Raw genomic sequence first — 18,266 nt, 5'->3', positions numbered from 1 at the left:
TATCCGGAATATCGCGCTAAATGTCCATCAATTTCCGTAACGCGGGGGCGGTGCGCCATGTGCCGCGCCGATATGCGGACAGGGCGCGATGAGCACCGTACGGCCGCGGGGTGTCGCGGGCCGGCCGGGCGCCCTGGGGCGGCCCGGCCGGCCGTGGTTCGGGTGTGGTTCGGGTGTGGTGACTACGGCCGGGGGAGCCCCAACGACCGCCGCAGGAAGTCGACTTGGAGCAGCAGCAGGTTCTCGGCCACCTGCTCCTGGGGCGTCATGTGCGTCACGCCCGTCAGGGGCAGCACCTCATGGGGGTGGCCCTCCGCCAGGAGTGCGGAGGACAGGCGCAGGGTGTGGGCCACCACCACGTTGTCGTCCGCCATGCCATGGATGACCATCAGGGGGCGGTCCGGGCCGGGGGCGTCCGGGCGCACCAACTGCCCATCGGCAACAAGGGAGTTGGCGGCATAGGCGGAGGCGTTCTCGGTCGGTGTCCCGAGGTAGCGCTCCGTGTAGTGCGTGTCGTACAGCTCCCAGTCCGTGACCGGCGCCCCCGCGATCCCGGCGTGGAACACGTCGGGCCGTCGCAGCACCGCGAGCGCGGAGAGGTAGCCGCCGAACGACCAGCCCCGCATCGCCACCCGGCCGAGGTCCAGCGGGTGGGTGCCCGCCAGGCCGTGCAGCGCCTCGATCTGGTCGTCCAGGGTGAGCGTGAAGTCGTTCCTGATCGCCTTCTCCCAGCCGGGGGAGCGGCCCGGGGTGCCGCGCCCGTCGGCGACGACCACCGCGAAACCCTGGTCGGCGAACCACTGGGAGGTCAGATGCGCGTTGTGCGCGGCCACCACCCGCTGTCCGTGGGGGCCGCCGTACGGATCCATCAGTACCGGCAGTGGACCGTCCGACTCCCGGTAGTGGGACGGGAGCAGCACGGCGCACGGGATGCGCTGTGCGCCCCCTTCGGTCAGCCGGAGCCGCACCGAAAGGCCCGGCGTGGCGGCATATGACGCGATCTTGGCCAGTTCCTTGCCGTCGCGCAGCACCCGCACCTCGGCGCCGGGCCGGTCGGGCCGCGCGGAACTGAGCACGGTCACCGCCCCGCAGCGCACGGCGGAGTGGACTCCGGCGCCGTCCGAGACGCGTTCCGTACCCAGCTCATTGACGCGGTACACATGGATCTCGCCGGTCTCGGAAGCACTCGCCGCGCCGGACGGGGCCTCCGCCCCCGCGGACGCGGAGATCAGCACATCGTCGCCGCCGATGTCGAGCACCGCCCTGACGTGCAGCCGAGGCCCGGTCAGGGTCCGGTCGCCGACGGCCAGCACCCGCGCCCCGCCCTCGTCGGCGATCCGCACCAGACGTCCGTCGGGAGCCCAGGCCGGGACGCCCGGCAGGAGTTCGAGCCAGTCGGCGTCCTCGTCGACGTGCACGGTGCGGGTGGTGCCGGATGCGGGGTCCACCACCAGGTGCAGCTGGGTGCGCTGGTCGCGGGACTGGACGAGCAGCAGCGGCGACCCGTCGGGGGACCAGTGCACCCGGGCGAGATAGGGGTGGCGGGCCCGGTCCCAGACGACCTCGGTGCGGGTGCCGTCCAGCGCGTACAGGATGGGCGTGCCGGCCGCCGGATAGGCGACCCGGGCCGGCTCCTGCCCGGGGTTGGCCGGGTCCGCGATCCACCAGCGCCGCACCGGGGACTCGTCGGCCCGCGCGACCAGGAGGCGGTCGGAGTCGGGGCTCCACCAGTGGCCGCGCGAGCGGGACATCTCCTCCGCCGCGATGAACTCAGCCAGCCCGTACGTCACTTCGGCCGACTCCGGCTCGGCGAGCGCCCGGTCCCCGTCGCCCTCGGCCCCCACGACCCGCAGCGCGCCCCGCGTCACATAGGCCACATGGCGCCCGTCGGGGGAGGGCCGGGGGTCCAGCACCGGTCCCGGCACGGGCAGTTCGCGAGCGGTCCCGGCCCGCAGCTCAGCGGTGAACAGCCGTCCCGACAGGGCGAAGGCGGCCAGTTCCACGGCCGCGTCGGTGGCGTAGCCGACGATTCCGGCCGAACCCTCCCGGCTCCGCTCGCGCCGCGCCCGCTCCTGCGCCGAGAGCCGCTCCTCGCCGCCGCCGAGCAGGGCGCCGGGGTCCGCCGCGATCCGCTCCGTACCCCCGCGCACCAGGTCGAGTACCCAGAGCTGGTTGCTGCGTTCGGTGCCCGACGGCGAGCGCAGGAAGACGATCCGCTCGCCGTCCGGCGCCACGGTGAACGCACGGGGCGCACCGAGGGTGAAGCGCTGGGTGCGTGCCGAGTGCCGGGGAAACGAGAGCTGTTGGGGGTCCTCTGGGTGCCTGGAGGCGGTGGTCGTCATGAGGGGAACCTAGCCGCCCGCCCCGCGGCCCGCTCGGGCGCGAGTCACGTGCGCCCCTTGTGCGCCCGTGCCCCGATCAATGCGGTCCCACGGATAGTTATGATCCGTAGCGCTCGGTGGGTATGAACCCGCTGGCTGTACGCACGCTGCTGGGTCCGTCCGACCACCGGAACAGATGGAGGTGAACCGCCGTGGCACTCTCGATTTCGGCGGTGGTGCTGCTGGCGATCGTCGTCTTCCTGCTGGTCCGGAAATCCGGGCTGAAGGGCGGACATGCGGCGATCTGCATCCTGCTCGGCTTCTATCTGGCGAGTTCGTCCATCGCCCCCACCATCAGCCAAGTGACCAGCAACGTGGCGGGAATGATCGGCGGTATCAAGTTCTGACCCGCGAGCACGGCGGGGCCCCGTCCCGGCGGGCCACCGGATGGCGGCGGTGCCGGGCGGCCCGGGCCTCGTAGGCTGGGCCCATGTCGGAACTTCCCGCCCGCCGTCTGCTCCTGGTGCACGCGCACCCGGACGACGAGTCGATCAACAACGGCGCCACCATGGCCAAGTACGCGGCCGAGGGCGCGCACGTGGCCCTGGTCACCTGCACCCTCGGTGAGGAGGGCGAGGTCATCCCGCCGGACCTCGCCCATCTCGCGCCCGACCGCGAGGGCGGCCTCGGCGCCCACCGCATCGGTGAACTCGCCGCCGCGATGAGGGAGCTGGGCGTCACCGACCACCGCTTCCTCGGCGGCCCCGGCCGCTTTCGCGACTCCGGGATGATGGGCGTCGAGCAGAACCACCGCCCGGGCGCCTTCTGGAACACGGACGTGGACGAGGCGGCCGGGTACCTCGTAGAGGTGATCCGTTCGCTGCGCCCCCAGGTCCTGATCACCTACGACCCGGACGGCGGCTACGGCCATCCCGACCACATCCAGGCCCACCGGGTCGCGATGCGCGCCGCCGAACTGGCCGCCGACTCCGGCTACCGCGGCGACCTGGGCGAACCGCACGCCGTGGCGAAGATCTACTGGAACCGGGTGCCCCGCCCGGTCGCCGAGCGCGCCTTCGACGCGCTGCGCGCCGCGAACACGGACTTCCCGGGCATCGCCGCCATCGACGACGTACCGGGTGTCGTGGACGAGTCGGACATCACGGCAGAGATCGACGGCACCGCCTACGCCGCCGCCAAGAGCGCGGCGATGCGCGCCCACGCGACCCAGATCACCGTCCAGGGGCCCTACTTCGCGCTCTCCAACGGGCTGGGGCAGCCGATCTTCACCACCGAGTACTACCAACGGGCGGCGGGCGTCGCGGGAGTTGCGGCCGGGCGTCGCGAGAGCGACCTGTTTGAGGGCGTGGGCGAGTGAGTACACGTACGGCCATGGAGGACGCAAGGACGGGCGGGACAGCCGCCCGTATCGCGCTGTACGCGCTGCTCGTCGTCCTCGGCGCGCTCGTCGCCGTCGCGGGGGCGCTCGTGCAGACCGCCTGGTTCCCCGGCGGCCTCGCGCTGGCGCTGGGCGGAGCCGTCGGCCTGTTCTACGGCGGTACGCAACTGGTGGGCGGCCGGGGCGGAGTGGGCGCGCCCGCGGCCGGCTGGCTGGTCGCCGTCGTCCTGTTGACCACTCCGCGCCCTGAGGGCGACTTCGTGTTCGGCGCCGGAGCGGGGTCGTACGTCTTCCTCCTCGGCGGCATGCTCGCCGCTGTGATCTGCGCCACGATCGGCGGATTCACCCGACCCGGCGGCCCGGCCGCCCGACTTGGCGAGTGACGTGCGAGGGCGCCGCGACGCAGTAGGGGAGGACGGGGCGCGCCTCCTCCGGGCCGCCCCGTACGCGAGGACGGCGGCCAGTATGGTGGTGCGCGCCGCCGAGCCGCCCGTACAGAGGCACCACAAGAACGAGACCGGGTGGCGGAGCCAAACGGGAGAGAACCAGCCTTGAGTCGTGAAACTGACAGTTCGTCCTCCGGTCCCCAGGGTCGGGGTGCAGCCGGGTACCCATCGGGCACCCCGCCGTACGGAACCCCGTCGTCCGCGGGGCAGGACACTCCTGAGGTCGCTGCCGCACCGGACGAGCCCAAGACCGAGACCACGCTGACGACGCGGATCCGGATCAACATCCCGGGCTCTCGCCCCATCCCGCCGGTCGTGATGCGCACGCCGATGAGCGAGGCCGCCAAGACGGCCGACGCGGACGAGGCGAGCGAGCGCACCGGTTCGGTGCCCCGGCCCGAGGCGCCGGAGGCGGAGCCCGAGGAGCAGGGTGCCGACGGGCGGCCCACGAGCGACTGGTTCGCCCCGCGCAAGTCCCCGGCGGCGCCCGGCTCTTCGACCCCGCCGTCCGGCACGCCCCGGCCCGACCTCCCGTACTTCTCGGACGGCCCCGGCGCCGGTTCCCCCGGCGCCGACGGGCCGGGCCGCGCGGAGGGAAGCGGCGGCCCGGACGGGGCACGCCCCGCCCCGCCGTCCGGCCCGACCACGGGGCCCGTCACCGGGAACGCCGCGCTGCCCGTGCGGCCGGTCGGCAACCGCCCGGGCCAGGGCCAGGGTTCGGGCCCCCGGCCCGACGAGGGCTCGCTGTTCGGCGCGGCCCCCGACCAGCGCCCCCACCAGCGCCCCGGCCAACGGCCCGGGCAGGGGCCCGACCTGGGACGCGGCCCTGATGAAGGCCCGCGCCGGGGCGCCGACATGGGCTTCGGCCAGAACCCGCTCCAGGCTCCCGGCGGCGGCCACCCCTTCGCGCCCGGCGGCCAGGGCCCCGCCCCCGCGCTGTCCGACGACACCGCGATCCTCACCCCGCAGCCCCCGGCGCCGAGCCCGCTCACGCACTCCGTGGGCAACCCGCTCGCGAACCCGGCGGTCAACCCGGCGGCGCCCGGCGGCCATGTCTCCGGCGACACCCTGACCAGCGGCATCCCGGTCGTCCCCCCGGACCACCGCGGCTCGTCCTTCCCGCCCGGGCCCGGCGGCCCCACCCTCACCCCGCCCCCGGGGCCGGGGGCCGACGAGGCCGAGCCGCCGGACGCGCCGCGCCGCACCGCCCCGGCCGCGGCGCCCGCCAAGAAGAAGGGCCGCTCCAAGGTGGCGCTGCTCGGCGGTGGGCTCGTCGCGCTGGTCGGCATCGCGTACGGCGCCGGCCTCGTCCTGAACCACTCCGAGGTCCCCAAGGGCACCACCGTCCTCGGTGTCGACATCGGCGGCGGCACCAAGGAGGCGGCCGTCTCCAAGCTCGACCAGACGCTCGGCAAGCGCGCCAACCAGCCGCTGCGGCTCACGGTCGACGGCAAGCAGGAGCAGCTGAAGCCCGAGATCGCGGGGCTCTCGCTGGACAGCCAGGCCACCGTGCGGGCCGCCGCGGGCAGCGACTACAACCCGGTGTCCGTCATCGGCTCGCTGTTCGGCGGCAAGCGGGTCGCCCAGCCGGTGATCCCGGTCGACGAGGAGAAGCTCGGGGTGGCGCTGACCGACCTGGCGGGCGCCTCGGGCTCGGCGACCGAGGGCACGATCAAGTTCGTGCCGGGCAAGGCGGTGGCCGTGCCGGGCAAGGCGGGCAAGTCGCTCGACGTGAACCGCTCGATGATCGCGGTGAAGGACGCCTACCGGACGCTGGTGGAGACCGGCAAGGCGGACGCCGTGGCGCTGCCGGTGGCGGTTCGTCAGCCCACCATCAGCGAGGCCGAGATCGACCGGGCGATGAACGACTTCGCCAAGCCCGCGATGTCCGCGAACGTCACGATCAAGGCGGGCGGCAAGCCGATCGCCTTCGGCCCCCTGAAGTCGCTGCCCAAGATCCTCTCGATGAAGGCGGCCGACGGGAAGCTGGTCGAGGTCTACGACAAGAAGGCGATCACCGAGCTGATCGGCAACACCTTCAAGGGCGTGATGATCACCAAGGGCGGCGAGAAGCACGAGGTGTCGGCCGACGACGTCGCCGTCGCCATGCAGACCGCCCTGCGGGCCAAGGGCGCCCAGCGCACCGTCACGATCGAGCTGAACCAGGGCTGAACCCGGAGGTGAACCCGGGCCGCCGAACAGGGCTGATCCGGCCGGCCCGGGCCCTCGCCGCCCCCGCGTCCCCGTGACGCGGGGGCGGTGTCATGCCCCGCCCATGACATCCGTCATGTCGCAGTCACGACGGCTGCCACTGCCGGGCGAGGGGCGCCACGGGCGAGTCTTGACCCATGACGCAGACAGCCCCTCCCGCCGAACGGACCGCACCGTCCGTGGTGAGCTTCGAGAACGTGAACAAGAGCTACGGCACCGTCCGTGCCGTGGCCGATCTGTCGCTGCGGCTGCACCCCGGCGAGACGGTGGCGCTGCTCGGTCCCAACGGCGCCGGCAAGTCCTCCACGCTCGATCTGCTGCTCGGGCTGCGCAAGCCCGACGCCGGCACGGTCAGCCTCTTCGGCATGACGCCCGCGCAGGCCATCGAGGCCGGCAAGGTCGGCGCGATGTTGCAGAGCGGCGGCCTGATGGAGGACGTGACCGTACGCGAACTGGTCGGGCTCGGCTGCTCCCTGCACCCGAGGCCGCACCCCGTGAACGAGGTCATGGACCGCGCGGGGATCACCGCGATCGCCGACCGCAAGGTCAACAAGCTCTCCGGCGGCCAGGAGCAGCGCGTGCGCTTCGCGCTCGCCACGGCCGGCGCCAACGACCTGATCGTCCTCGACGAGCCGACCACCGGCATGGACGTCACCGCCCGCCAGGCGTTCTGGGCGACCATGCGCGAGCAGGCGGCCCAGGGCCGTACGGTCCTGTTCGCCACCCACTACCTCGAAGAGGCCGACGCGATCGCCGACCGGGTGCTCGTCCTGCACAAGGGCCGGCTCCTCGCGGACGGCACGGCCGCCGAGATCAAGGCCAAGGCGGGCGCCCGCCGGGTCAGCTTCGACCTCGAAGGCACCATCGACGAGGCCGCCCTGCGCGAGCTGCCCTTCCTCTCCACCCTCGACATCTCGGGCCGCACCGTCCGCATCCAGTCGCACGACGCCGACGCCACGATGCACGCGGTGTACGGACTCGGCCTCTACCCGCGCAACCTCGAAGTCGCCGGTCTCGGGCTCGAGCAGGCCTTCATCGCCATCACCTCGGCCGAGGAGGCCAACGCGTGAACACTCTGATCAAGCTCGAAATCACCCGCACCCTGCGGAACAAGAAGTTCATGTTCTTCTCGGTGATCTACCCCTCGGCGCTCTACCTGCTCTTCGCGGCGTCGCAGAACGGCACCGACAAGGTCAAGGGCACCGACCTCACCTTCCCCGCCCTCTACATGGTCTCGATGGCCTCCTTCGGCGCGATCACCGCCGTCCTCATGGGCAACAGCGAGAAGATCGCCAAGGAGCGCGAGAAGGGCTGGGTGCGCCAACTGCGCCTGACCACCCTGCCCGGCCGGGGCTACGTCCTGGCGAAGATCGCCAGCGCGGCCGTCGTGACGCTGCCCTGCATCGTGGTGGTGTTCGTCGTCGCCGCTGTCACCAAGGGCGTCCGCTTCGAGGCCTGGCAGTGGGGCGCGCTGACCGCCGCCATCTGGGGCGGCTCCCTCTGCTTCGCCGCGCTCGGCGTCGCGATCGGCTACCTCGCCAGCGGTGACGCGGTCCGCCCGATCACGATGATCATCTACTTCGGCATGTCGATCCTGGGCGGCCTGTGGATGCCCAGCACCGTCTTCCCGCAGTGGCTCCAGAACATCGCGGAGTGGCTGCCCACCCACGCGTACGCTGCCCTCGGACAGGCCATCGAGCTGGGCGACGCCCCGCACGGCAAGGACCTCGCCATCCTCGTCTTCTACTTCCTGCTCTTCGCGGGCGGCGCGGCATGGCTGTACCGGAAGGACACCCTGAAGGCGTGAGTTCCCTGAACGAGGGCCACGGCAAGGCGCCGGCGGTGCGGATCGGGATGAGCCCCGAGACGCGCCGCCAGATGTGGCAGAAGCTGATGTGGGTCGGCGTCTGGCTCGCCTTCATGGGCGCCCCGATCGGCGATCTGCTCGACGGCGACCACGCCATGGTGGCCACCGTGCTCGGCTGGCTCGGCCTCGCCGGCTTCGTGAGCGTCTATCTCGGCCTGGTGATGCGGCACACCGCCCGCGCGCCGGGCCGCGTGACGCTCTGCGGCCTTCTGGGCTTCCTTGCGGCCCTGGCCATCGCCCTCTCGCTGTGCCTCGGCTCCCCGTGGCTGGTGCTCTTCGTCTACGTGTCCGTCTCCTGCGGGGCGACGCTGCCGCTGGCCCTCGCGACCTGGGCGATCCTCGTGACGACCGCCACGATGACCCTGATCGGGGCCCATGTCACCCACGTCGGCGACATCGTGCCCGGCCTCGCCATCCCGGCGCTCCTCGGCGGCTTCGCCATGACGGGCGTACGCCATCTGATCCGCACCTCGGTGGAGCTGCGCGAGGCCAGGGCGACCGTGGCCCAACTGGCCGCGAACGAGGAGCGGTTGAGGATGGCGCGCGATCTGCACGACCTGCTCGGCCACTCGCTCTCCCTCATCACGCTGAAGAGCGAACTGGCCGGGCGGATGCTGCCGGGCCACCCCGAGCAGGCGGCGCGGCAGGTCGCCGACATCGAGCAGGTGAGCCGCCAGGCCCTCGTGGACGTACGGGCCGCGGTGTCCGGCTACCGCAGGGCCACCCTGCCCGCCGAACTCGCGGGCGCCCGCACCATGTTGAACGCGGCGGGCATCCGGGCGACGGTGCCGAACGAGGCGCCCGTCGCCCTGCCCGCCGCGGAGGAGGAGGCGCTCGCCTGGGTGCTGCGCGAGGCGGCCACCAATGTCGTACGCCACAGCGGGGCCCGGCACTGCACGGTCGCCCTCACCGAACTCCAGACCCTGGACGGGCTCTTCCTCGAACTGCGCGTCCAGGACGACGGGCCGGGCCGGGCCGGTTCCGCGGCGCCGGTGGCGGGCAACGGCCTGACCGGCCTCGCCGAGCGCCTGGAGAAGGTGTCCGGAGTCCTGGAGACCGAGGCGGGGCGCAAGGGGTTCACCCTCACCGCCCGGATCCGGCTGATTCCGGAGCCGCCCGAGAGCCCTCTAGTATCCGGATCATGATCAGACTTCTCCTGGCCGAAGACCAGTCCATGGTGCGCGAGGCCCTGGCCGCGCTGCTCGGCCTGGAGCCCGACATGGAGGTGGTGGCGCAGGCGGCCCGCGGCGACGAGGTCCTGCCGGCCGCCCGCGCCCACCCCGTGGACGTCGCCCTGCTCGACATCGAGATGCCGGGCCTCACCGGCATAGAGGCGGCCGCCCTGCTGCGCCGCGAACTGCCCGCGGTGAAGATCGTCGTCCTCACCACCTTCGGGCGGCCCGGCTATCTGCGCAGCGCCATGGAGTCGGGCGCCGACGCGTTCCTGGTCAAGGACGCCCCGGCGGCCCAACTGGCCACGGCGGTACGCAAGGTGCTCGCGGGGGAGCGGGTCATCGACCCCACGCTCGCGGCGGCCGCCCTCGCCGAGGGGGCCAACCCCCTGACGGAGCGCGAACGGGACGTGCTGCGCGCGGCACAGGACGGCGCGACCAACGCGGAACTGGCCGTGGCCCTGTGCCTCTCGCAGGGCACGGTCCGCAACTACCTCTCCATGGCCATCCAGAAGCTGGCGGCCCGCAACCGGGCGGAGGCGGTCCGCATCGCCCGCGAGAAGGGCTGGCTGTAGGCGCGGCCCCTCAGCAGCTCACCAGGAGCAGGGTGAGGGCCGAACAGACGCGGACCGCCGCGTTGTTGCCCGGCTCCGGGTCGAGGGGCGTCAGGTCGACCAGAGCGGCCGTGACGGGCAGGTTTCCGCTCATCGTCAGAAGCCCGGCGTGCAGTGTCAGCTTCCTGGTGACGGTGGCGCCGGACGGGATCGGGCCGAGCGCGCAGACGGCGGTCCGGTTCGCCCTGTCGATCGTGCAGCCGGACGCGGAGGGTGCCGTGAACCCGGCCGGATAGCTGAACCACACCCGGGCGGAACTCACGTCCGAGGGGCCGGAGTTGGTGACGGCGGCGGTGAACGTGGCCGCGTTGATGGCGAGCCCCTTGGGCGAGGCGTCGAGCACCACGGAGAGGTCGGCCCGCGGTGCCTCGGCCGCCCCGGCGGGTCCGGCGGGCCCGAGGGCGAGCAGGGCGAGCGGCAGGGCGGGGGCGAGTCGGGCGGCTAAGGATCTGAGGCGTGACAAAGCGACTCCCGGCGACGTCGAAGTGGCATGGCTGCGCCCCGCCGACAGTCCGGAGGAAACCTCCTGTCGAGGACACGCCAACAGATTGTGACCGCTGCCCACGATCCCGTCAGCCGTTTCCCACTTTGCCCCCAACCCCCTAGGGGACGCGGGGAACTACGCGCCCAGCCACACCGAACCCGCACCCGAACACCGACGCCTTCCCGGCACCTCCCGACCCCGGCGGTCGGCACCCCCTGAGGGGCGCGGGGAACTGCGCGCCCAGCCCCAGCGGACCCGCACCCGAACCCGCACCCGAATCACGGCCCCCCGAGGCACCGCCCTAATTGAGCCGCGCCCGCGCCGCCCCCGCCCGCCGGCGGATCGACTCGGCCGCCGTCGGATCGACGGCCTCCACCACCGCCGCGTAGTCCTCCAGCTCCGCCGCCCCCGCGAGGAACTCCCCACGCTGGACCAGGAGTTCGGCCCGCTCCAGGCGCAGTCGGGCCGGGTGGGCGGGCAGGAGCAGGCAGAGGTCCACGGCCCACAGGGCCACGTCGCTGCGCTCCGGGCGCGCCGCGGCCCAGGCGCGGATGTTGTTCAGGATGCGTACGACCGTGTCCAGCGGCGCGGCCGGGCTCAGCATCGACTCCTCCAAGGGCGCACCCGTCGCCCCGACCACCAGGAGCTCCGCGTCCGCACCGCTCAGCAGCCGGCCCCCGTCGAACGGGTCGGCGAGGACCCGCTCCTCGGGAGGGCCGAAACCGACGACGAAGTGGCCGGGCAGCGCCACCCCGTACACCGGAGCCCCGGCCCGCCGCGCCACCTCGATCCACACCACGGAGAGCAGGATGGGCAGCCCCCTCCGGCGCCGCAGCACCTCGGGCAGCAGGGACGACTCCAGGCGCTGGTAGTCGGCGGGGCCGCCACGGAACCCGCAGGACCCGCCGAGGAGTTCGGCCAGCGCCGCGGCCCAGGGGCGGGGGCCCGCGAGTCCGTAGGGGAGCAGTCCGGCGAGCCGGTCCAGTTCGATGTGTGCGGCGTCGATGCCCCGACGGCCGAGCGAGGGGTCGGCGACCGCGCCGAGCAGGAGGCAGAGCGTCACCACGTCGGGTCGCTCCGAGCGGGCCTCCTTGGCGAACTCCCGCCGCCAGTCGGTGACTTCAGGATCCATGTCGCCCTCGTACCTCGCGCTTCGTGCCTCGTGTCCCGTGCCTCGTACCCGGTCAGTGCGACCGGAAGTGGTGGTAGCTGTGGTGGGTCGCGAACCCCTGGCCGTCGTACAGGGCGCGGGCGGCGTCGTTGTCGGACTCGACCTGGAGCCAGGCCGCCGACGCGCCCTCCTCCAGGGCCCGGCGGGCCAGCGCGGTCATCACGGTCGTGGCGAGGCCGCGCCGCCGCAGCGCCGGGTCCACCTCGACCGCCATGAAGCCGGCCCAGCGCCCGTCCACCACGCACCGCCCGATCGCCGCGGGCGCGGCCCCCTCCCCGGGGACGGACGCGAACCACACCGAGGGGCCCGAGCGCAGCACCTTCAGGACGTGCTCACCCGGCGTGCCGAAGCGCTGGTAGCGGCTGAGCCAGGCCTCGTCCATGTCGCGCTCCAGGCGCACCCGGGACACGTCCGCGTCCACGTCACCGATCGGCGCGAGCGCCGCGATCCGCACCTCGGCGCTCACCTCCCGCTCCCAGCCTGCCCGTTCGAGCTCCGCGCAGAGCGCCTCCTGGGTGCCGGCGGCGCCCGTCGCCGCCTGGATGTAGGCGGGAAGCCCGCGTGCCGCGTACCAGTCGCGTACGTGGACGAGGGCGTCCGCGAGCGGCAGGCCCGGGTCGCCCAGCGGGAGGGCCGAGTTCGCGCGACGGGTGAAGCCGGCCGCGGCCCGCAGCGTCCACTGGCCGAGCGGCTCGCTCTCCACCGGCTGCCAGCCGCGCGCCAGGACCGGAGCGAGCTCCTCGAAGGAGGCGGCAGGGCCGCGACGGCGGGCCGGCGCCGCGGGGACGACCTTGCCCGCCACGAGGCTCGACTCCTCGACGCGTACCGTCTCGCCGCTCTTTCGTGTGATCGACAACACACCGTTGTCCCACGATGTGAGCACGCCGACCGTGTCGGTGAACAGGGAGCCTGGACTTCCGCTGTAGCTCAGACGCCGGACTGATACGCGTTTGCCCGTATCGGCGGCCGTAATTCGGACCTCAAGCCGTCCGCCGGTGGTGAATTCCACAGGTCTCTCCGCCCCTCCTGTTCGGATCGTGCCCCGAACCGGAGATACTAGGTGCGGGCATCGACGACGCCGCGCTCCCGCGCGCCACGTGGACGGAGCCGCAGATCGGCCCGCCGCGCCCTATCGAGGAGGAACGACAGCGTGACCTACGTCATCGCGCAGCCTTGTGTCGACGTCAAGGACAAGGCGTGTATCGAAGAGTGCCCGGTCGACTGCATCTACGAGGGCTCCCGGTCCTTGTACATCCACCCGGATGAATGCGTCGACTGCGGCGCCTGCGAGCCGGTGTGCCCGGTCGAGGCGATCTTCTACGAGGACGACACCCCGGACGAGTGGAAGGACTACTACAAGGCGAACGTGGAGTTCTTCGACGAGCTCGGCTCGCCCGGTGGCGCCTCCAAGCTCGGCCTGATCGAGCGGGACCACCCCTTCATCGCAGCGCTGCCGCCGCAGAACGGCTGACAGCGTCTCCCCGGTCCCCGTACGGCGCGTCTGCCGTACGGGGCCGCGGTGTTTCCCGGCGCGGCCGCCCGCGGCACCGTACGTACGAGAAAGTGAGCACCTTCCGTGAGCGCAGTCTCCTCACGCCTTCCCGTCTTCCCGTGGGACAAGCTGGAGCCGTACAAGGCGACGGCGGCGGCCCATCCGGACGGCATCGTGGACCTCTCCGTCGGCACGCCCGTCGATCCGGTCCCGGCGCTGGTGCGGGAGGCCCTGACCGAAGCCGCGAACTCGCCGGGCTATCCCACGGTGTGGGGCACGCCCGCGCTGCGCGACGCGATCAAGGGCTGGCTGGAGAAGCGCCTGGGGGCACGCTCCGTCGAGCACACCAACATCCTCCCGGTGGTCGGCTCCAAGGAGCTGGTGGCCTGGCTGCCGACCCAGCTCGGCCTGGGCCACGGCGACCAGGTGGCCTATCCGCGGCTCGCCTACCCGACCTACGAGGTCGGCGCGCGGCTGTGCGGCGCGGAGCCCGTCGTCTACGACGACCCCACGGAGCTCGACCCCACGAACCTGCGGCTGCTCTGGCTCAACTCCCCGTCCAACCCGACCGGCCGGGTCCTGCCCAAGGACGAGCTCGTCCGCGTCGTGGCGTGGGCCCGCGAGCACGGTGTGCTCGTCTTCTCCGACGAGTGCTACCTGGAGCTCGGCTGGGAGGCCGAGCCCGTCTCGGTGCTCCACCCGGACGTGTGCGGTGACGGCTTCGAGGGCGTCGTGGCCGTGCACTCGCTGTCCAAGCGCTCCAACCTGGCGGGTTACCGGGCCGCGTTCATCGCCGGTGACGCCCAGGTGCTCGGCGAGCTGCTCCAGATCCGCAAGCACGGCGGCATGATGACCGCGGCCCCCGTCCAGGCCGCCACCGTCGCGGCGCTCGGTGACGACGCGCACGTGCACGAGCAGCGCGAGCGCTACGCGGCGCGCCGGGCCGCGCTGCGCGAGGCCCTGGAGCGGCACGGCTTCCGCATCGAGCACAGCGAGGCGAGCCTGTACCTGTGGGCGACCCGGGACGAGGGCTGCTGGCAGACGGTGGCCCACCTCGCCGAGCTCGGCATCCTGGTGGCTCCGGGCGACTTCTACGGCGAGGCGGGCGAGCGGTTCGTGCGGGTCGCGTTCACGGCGACCGACGAGCGCGTCGAGGCCGCCGTGAAGCGCCTCGCGGCATAGGCGCCGGGACGTCGGCGCGGCGCGCGGCGGACCCGGGCGGGACGCGGCGCGCGTACGCGCGAGGGGCCCGGGGAGTGTGTACTCCCCGGGCCCCTTCGCATCACCCGCGGCCGTGGTCGGATCAGCCCAGCGGCAGGCTCTTCAGGGGGAGCGGGTCGGTGCTCGGCAGGCCCTGCGTGGGCAGGCCGCCCGTGGGCAGGCCGCTCTGGGTGGCGGTCTTGGCGGTCGAGCCGAGGATGTCGCCCGCGCTGCCCGCCGCGTCACCGGCCGCCTTCTGCGCGGCCGGGGTCGCCACCTTGCCCGTCTGTCCGACCGTCTTGCCCGCCGTCGGCACGGCCTTCTTGACGGTGGCGGCGCCGGTGTCGCCGGCCATGCCGGTGGCCTTCTGGGTCACGCCGTCGACGGCGGTGCTGACCGAGCTGGGGTCCATCTGGGTCAGGCCGCTGAGGTTCGGGGCGGCCTGGGGGAGTTCCACGGCGCTTGCGGAGCCGGCCGCACCGACCACGGGCGCTGCACCTGCCGCGATGAGCAGCGCGGCGCGGGCGATCCGACGGGTCAGGGGGAGGGACATGATGCTCCTTCAGACGGGTTGGAAATGTGTCGCTGTCCGGTGTTCGGACGCAGTGACAACCGCCCTGAGGGGAGGAGAGGTTGCGGTGGGCCCCGGTAAAGAGTTCGTAATGCGTCGCATTATCTACTCTGGATAAAAACGGGCAAATGAATCTTTGAGCGTCAGCCTGACGCAACGTCAGATCCCTTTGCCTTCAAGGGAATTGACGATTCGTCGGACCGGCGTCCGGACGGGGGTGCGAAACCTGGAACCGGGGTCGCGGCCCTACCTCGGTCGAGTGCCCGGCCGAACGGATGGCCGGTTGTGCGACCGGGAGATCTAGGACGCCACGGTGATCCGGACCTCCTGGGCACCGGCGCCCGAGGCCCCCGCAGCGCCCTCCGGCCCGGGCGAGGCCGTGCCCGACGCCGAGGCGGACCCGGCCGTCCAGCCCTTCGCCGAGTCCTCCGCGCTCCAGACGCGGCCCGCGTACTCGACCCGCGCGATGTGCAGGGCCGCGGCATGGGCCACCGCCCAGTGCGCCAGGGCCCAGCCGCGCTGCTCCCGCCCGGCGCCCGGGGCGGCCGTGCCCTCGGTGCCCCGTACCGGCACCACCACGTCACGGTCCGCGCCGCTCGTCCGCTCGGCGGGCACCACGCCCTGGCCGAAGGCCCGCGTCAGGCCGTCGCGCACCCGCGCGGGGTCGCCCGGCTGCGCGTTCTTGGCCACCGTGCAGGTCAGCGACGCGGACTCGCGGCCGGTCAGCGCGTTCATCAGCACCGTGGCGTCCGGCTCGTGCTTCGCGTACGCCTCGGGGAAGCCGCTGCGCTGCACCCGCTGCGCGGCCACCGTCAGCGGAAGCGTCGAGTAGTCGGGCACTTCGGCCAGATGCTGGTAGAACTTCCCCGCCGAGTACACCGGATCCATGATCTGCTCCGCGCTGCCCCAGCCCATCGAGGGCCGCTGCTGGAACAGGCCCAGCGAGTCCCGGTCGCCGTGGTCCAGATTGCGCAGGCCCGACTCCTGGAGGGCGGTGGCGAGCGCGATCGTCACGGCCCGCTCCGGCATCTTGTGCGCGAGGCCGACGGCCGTGATCGTCGCCGCGTTCTCGGCCTGCTCGGGGCTCATGCCGAAGGTCGCGCCGTCGCCGCTGTCCGACCCCGCCACGCACCGCGGAGCGCCCGGGCCCCCGCTCACGTACTGCACCACCAGATAACCGGCGAGCGCGAGCAGCACGGCCAGGGCCGCCCCGATACGCAGGAGGCGGCCGCGTCGGGAGGGGCGCGGGAGGGTGGTGGGCTCGGACACGGTGCCCACCGTACTGGAGCGCGAAGGGACCCCCGGTGGTGGAGTTAGGGTCGGACGCATGGCCCCAAGCACCCTGGATCTCACCGCGGACGCGCCCACGCTGACCGCCCGGCTCGTCGACTTCGCCTCCGTGAGCGGCGACGAGAAGCCGCTGGCGGACGCCATCGAGCGCGAACTGCGCAAGCTGGCGCACCTCACCGTCGACCGGTACGGCAACAACATCGTGGCGCGCACCCATCTGGACCGGGCCGAGCGGATCATCCTGGCCGGGCACATCGACACGGTGCCGATCGCCGACAACGTGCCCTCCCGCCTGGACGAGGACGGCGTGCTGTGGGGCTGTGGGACGAGCGACATGAAGTCGGGCGTGGCGGTGCAGTTGCGCATCGCGCAGACCGTGACCGAGCCCAACCGGAACCTGACCTTCGTGTTCTACGACAACGAGGAGGTCGCGGCCCACCTCAACGGCCTCGGCAAGATCGCCGAGGCCCACCCGGACTGGCTGGCGGGCGACTTCGCGGTGCTCCTCGAACCCTCCGACACCGAGGTCGAGGGCGGCTGCCAGGGGACCCTGCGGGTCCTGCTGAGGACCAGCGGCGAGCGTGCCCACTCCGCCCGCAGCTGGATGGGCTCCAACGCCATCCACACGGCCGCCCCCATCCTCGCCAGGCTCGCCTCCTACGAGCCGCGCCGCCCGGTGATCGACGGCCTGGAGTACCACGAGGGCCTCAACGCGGTACGCATCGAAGGGGGCGTCGCGGGCAATGTGATCCCCGACGCCTGCACGGTCGTCGTCAACTACCGCTACGCGCCCGACCTCACCGGCGAGCAGGCCCTCGACCACGTCCGCGAGGTCTTCGCGGACTGCGACATCGCCGAGTTCGTCGTCGACGACCACTCGGGGGCCGCGCTGCCCGGCCTCTCGCACCCGGCCGCGGCGGCGTTCATGGCCGCCGTCGGCGGCACCGCGCGGCCCAAGTTCGGCTGGACCGACGTCTCGCGCTTCGGCGACCTCGGCATCCCGGCCGTCAACTACGGGCCCGGCGACGCGCTCCTGGCCCACAAGCGCGACGAGCACGTCCTGGTCGAGCGGATCACCCAGTGCGAGCGGCGGCTGCGGGCATGGCTCACCGGCTGAGGCCCCAAGACGGCCCGCGCGCGCGGGCCGTCCCCGCGCTCAAGGCACCGGTAGCGGTGTGGCCCGCCGGAATTCCGCCATTCGTCATCTACACCGACCTACCCTGGCTGAGCACGCGCAACATCGTCAGCGGAGGGAGCACGGTATGGCCAACCCCGAGGGAAACCCGTTTCCGGCGGAGCAGCGGCTGGAACAGCGGCTCGGACCGGTGCTGCGCCGCCGCGACCAGGTCCAGGCCGGCACCACCGACCAGCGTCTGCTGGACACGGAGGGCGACTCGCAGTGGGTGCACACCGACCCCTGGCGGGTCATGCGCATCCAGTCCGAGTTCGTCGAGGGCTTCGGCGCACTGGCCGAACTGCCCAGCGCCATCAGCGTGTTCGGCTCGGCCCGCACCCCGGCCGGCTCGCCCGAGTACGAGGCGGGCGTCCGGATCGGCCGGGCACTGGTCGACGCGGGCTTCGCGGTGATCACCGGAGGCGGCCCCGGCGCGATGGAGGCCGCGAACAGGGGCGCGCGCGAGGGCAACGGCGTCTCCGTGGGCCTCGGCATCGAGCTCCCCTTCGAGCAGGGGCTCAACCCGCACGTCGACATCGGGATCAACTTCCGTTACTTCTTCGTGCGCAAGACCATGTTCGTCAAGTACGCCCAGGGCTTCGTGGTACTCCCGGGCGGACTCGGCACCCTGGACGAGCTGTTCGAGGCGCTCACCCTGGTGCAGACCGGCAAGGTCACCCGCTTCCCGATCGTGCTGTTCGGCACCGCGTACTGGGGCGGCCTCGTGGACTGGCTGCGCGACACGGTGATCGCCCAGGGCAAGGCCTCCGAGAAGGACCTCCTGCTCTTCCACGTCACCGACGACGTGGACGAGGCGATCGCGCTGGTCACCAAGGAGGCCGGGCGGTAGGCGC

Annotated in this window: 18 protein-coding genes; 12 read left to right on the top strand and 6 right to left on the bottom strand. The window is 72.8% G+C overall.

Annotation, left to right across the window (positions count from 1 at the left end):
* Positions 1–182: 182 nt before the first annotated feature.
* Positions 183–2,342 carry a prolyl oligopeptidase family serine peptidase gene (locus N4G70_RS19700; RefSeq protein ID WP_261713975.1) on the bottom strand — a complete coding sequence of 720 codons (2,160 nt, stop codon included), beginning with the start codon at positions 2,340–2,342 and terminating at the stop codon, positions 183–185.
* 191 nt (positions 2,343–2,533) lie between these two features.
* Between N4G70_RS19700 and N4G70_RS19695 the strand changes: the two genes are divergently transcribed.
* From N4G70_RS19695 to N4G70_RS19660, 8 genes are all read left to right on the top strand, one after another.
* A complete protein-coding gene (locus tag N4G70_RS19695; RefSeq protein WP_120721566.1) occupies positions 2,534–2,728 on the top strand; it encodes a hypothetical protein in 195 nt (64 codons plus the stop codon).
* An 83-nt stretch (positions 2,729–2,811) separates the two neighbouring features.
* Positions 2,812–3,699, top strand: coding sequence for an N-acetyl-1-D-myo-inositol-2-amino-2-deoxy-alpha-D-glucopyranoside deacetylase (mshB, locus tag N4G70_RS19690; RefSeq protein WP_261713974.1), 888 nt, complete (start codon positions 2,812–2,814; stop codon positions 3,697–3,699).
* A gap of 14 nt (positions 3,700–3,713) precedes the next feature.
* Complete coding sequence (locus N4G70_RS19685; RefSeq protein ID WP_261713973.1) at positions 3,714–4,103, top strand: DUF6113 family protein; 390 nt, start codon at positions 3,714–3,716, stop codon at positions 4,101–4,103.
* Between the two features lie 168 nt (positions 4,104–4,271).
* A complete protein-coding gene (locus N4G70_RS19680) occupies positions 4,272–6,338 on the top strand; it encodes a hypothetical protein (protein ID WP_261713972.1) in 2,067 nt (688 codons plus the stop codon).
* Positions 6,339–6,514: 176 nt separating this feature from the next.
* A complete protein-coding gene (locus tag N4G70_RS19675; protein ID WP_261713971.1) occupies positions 6,515–7,447 on the top strand; it encodes an ABC transporter ATP-binding protein in 933 nt (310 codons plus the stop codon).
* A complete protein-coding gene (locus tag N4G70_RS19670) occupies positions 7,444–8,184 on the top strand; it encodes an ABC transporter permease (protein ID WP_261713970.1) in 741 nt (246 codons plus the stop codon). The genes N4G70_RS19675 and N4G70_RS19670 overlap by 4 nt, the downstream gene beginning before the upstream one ends.
* A gap of 47 nt (positions 8,185–8,231) precedes the next feature.
* Entirely contained in the window at positions 8,232–9,389 is a 1,158-nt protein-coding gene (locus N4G70_RS19665) for a sensor histidine kinase (protein ID WP_261714032.1), read from the top strand.
* The gene (locus tag N4G70_RS19660; RefSeq protein WP_399036064.1) at positions 9,386–9,991 is read left to right on the top strand and encodes a response regulator transcription factor; all 606 of its coding nucleotides are present in this window, start codon (positions 9,386–9,388) and stop codon (positions 9,989–9,991) included. Before N4G70_RS19665 ends, N4G70_RS19660 begins: the two co-directional genes overlap by 4 nt.
* Positions 9,992–10,001: 10 nt before the next feature.
* Here the strand turns inward: N4G70_RS19660 and N4G70_RS19655 are convergent, their stop codons facing one another.
* The 3 genes from N4G70_RS19655 to N4G70_RS19645 all read right to left on the bottom strand — a co-directional run bounded on the left by N4G70_RS19655 (position 10,002) and on the right by N4G70_RS19645 (position 12,694).
* Positions 10,002–10,493 carry a DUF11 domain-containing protein gene (locus N4G70_RS19655; RefSeq protein ID WP_261713969.1) on the bottom strand — a complete coding sequence of 164 codons (492 nt, stop codon included), beginning with the start codon at positions 10,491–10,493 and terminating at the stop codon, positions 10,002–10,004.
* A gap of 322 nt (positions 10,494–10,815) precedes the next feature.
* Complete coding sequence (locus N4G70_RS19650) at positions 10,816–11,646, bottom strand: transglutaminase-like domain-containing protein (protein WP_261713968.1); 831 nt, start codon at positions 11,644–11,646, stop codon at positions 10,816–10,818.
* 52 nt (positions 11,647–11,698) lie between these two features.
* The gene (locus N4G70_RS19645) at positions 11,699–12,694 is read right to left on the bottom strand and encodes a GNAT family N-acetyltransferase (protein WP_261713967.1); all 996 of its coding nucleotides are present in this window, start codon (positions 12,692–12,694) and stop codon (positions 11,699–11,701) included.
* Between the two features lie 141 nt (positions 12,695–12,835).
* On the opposite strand from N4G70_RS19645, the gene fdxA reads away from it, so the two are divergent.
* On the top strand, positions 12,836–13,156 hold the full coding sequence (gene fdxA, locus N4G70_RS19640) for a ferredoxin (RefSeq protein WP_018845645.1): 321 nt from the start codon (positions 12,836–12,838) through the stop codon (positions 13,154–13,156).
* A 105-nt stretch (positions 13,157–13,261) separates the two neighbouring features.
* On the top strand, positions 13,262–14,359 hold the full coding sequence (dapC, locus tag N4G70_RS19635; protein WP_261713966.1) for a succinyldiaminopimelate transaminase: 1,098 nt from the start codon (positions 13,262–13,264) through the stop codon (positions 14,357–14,359).
* Between the two features lie 121 nt (positions 14,360–14,480).
* On the opposite strand, the gene N4G70_RS19630 is transcribed toward dapC, so the two are convergent.
* Both N4G70_RS19630 and N4G70_RS19625 read right to left on the bottom strand, forming a co-directional pair.
* Positions 14,481–14,930: an ATP-binding protein gene (locus N4G70_RS19630; protein ID WP_261713965.1), complete on the bottom strand. Its 450-nt coding sequence runs from the start codon at positions 14,928–14,930 to the stop codon at positions 14,481–14,483.
* A gap of 318 nt (positions 14,931–15,248) precedes the next feature.
* Positions 15,249–16,217 (bottom strand): hypothetical protein, encoded by a 969-nt coding sequence (locus N4G70_RS19625; protein WP_399036057.1) that lies wholly within the window; start codon positions 16,215–16,217, stop codon positions 15,249–15,251.
* Between the two features lie 58 nt (positions 16,218–16,275).
* On the opposite strand from N4G70_RS19625, the gene dapE reads away from it, so the two are divergent.
* Together dapE and N4G70_RS19615 are read left to right on the top strand one after the other, a co-directional pair.
* Positions 16,276–17,355: a succinyl-diaminopimelate desuccinylase gene (gene dapE, locus N4G70_RS19620; RefSeq protein WP_261713963.1), complete on the top strand. Its 1,080-nt coding sequence runs from the start codon at positions 16,276–16,278 to the stop codon at positions 17,353–17,355.
* A gap of 145 nt (positions 17,356–17,500) precedes the next feature.
* Positions 17,501–18,262, top strand: a complete 762-nt coding sequence (locus N4G70_RS19615) for a TIGR00730 family Rossman fold protein (protein WP_261713962.1) — start codon at positions 17,501–17,503, stop codon at positions 18,260–18,262.
* Positions 18,263–18,266: the final 4 nt, after the last annotated feature.

The organism is Streptomyces sp. ASQP_92 (genome assembly GCF_025399895.1).
In the GTDB taxonomy this organism is placed as follows: domain Bacteria; phylum Actinomycetota; class Actinomycetes; order Streptomycetales; family Streptomycetaceae; genus Streptomyces.
The sequence above is the reverse complement of the archived record's forward strand: the minus strand, read 5'-3'. Positions and strand labels throughout refer to the sequence as shown.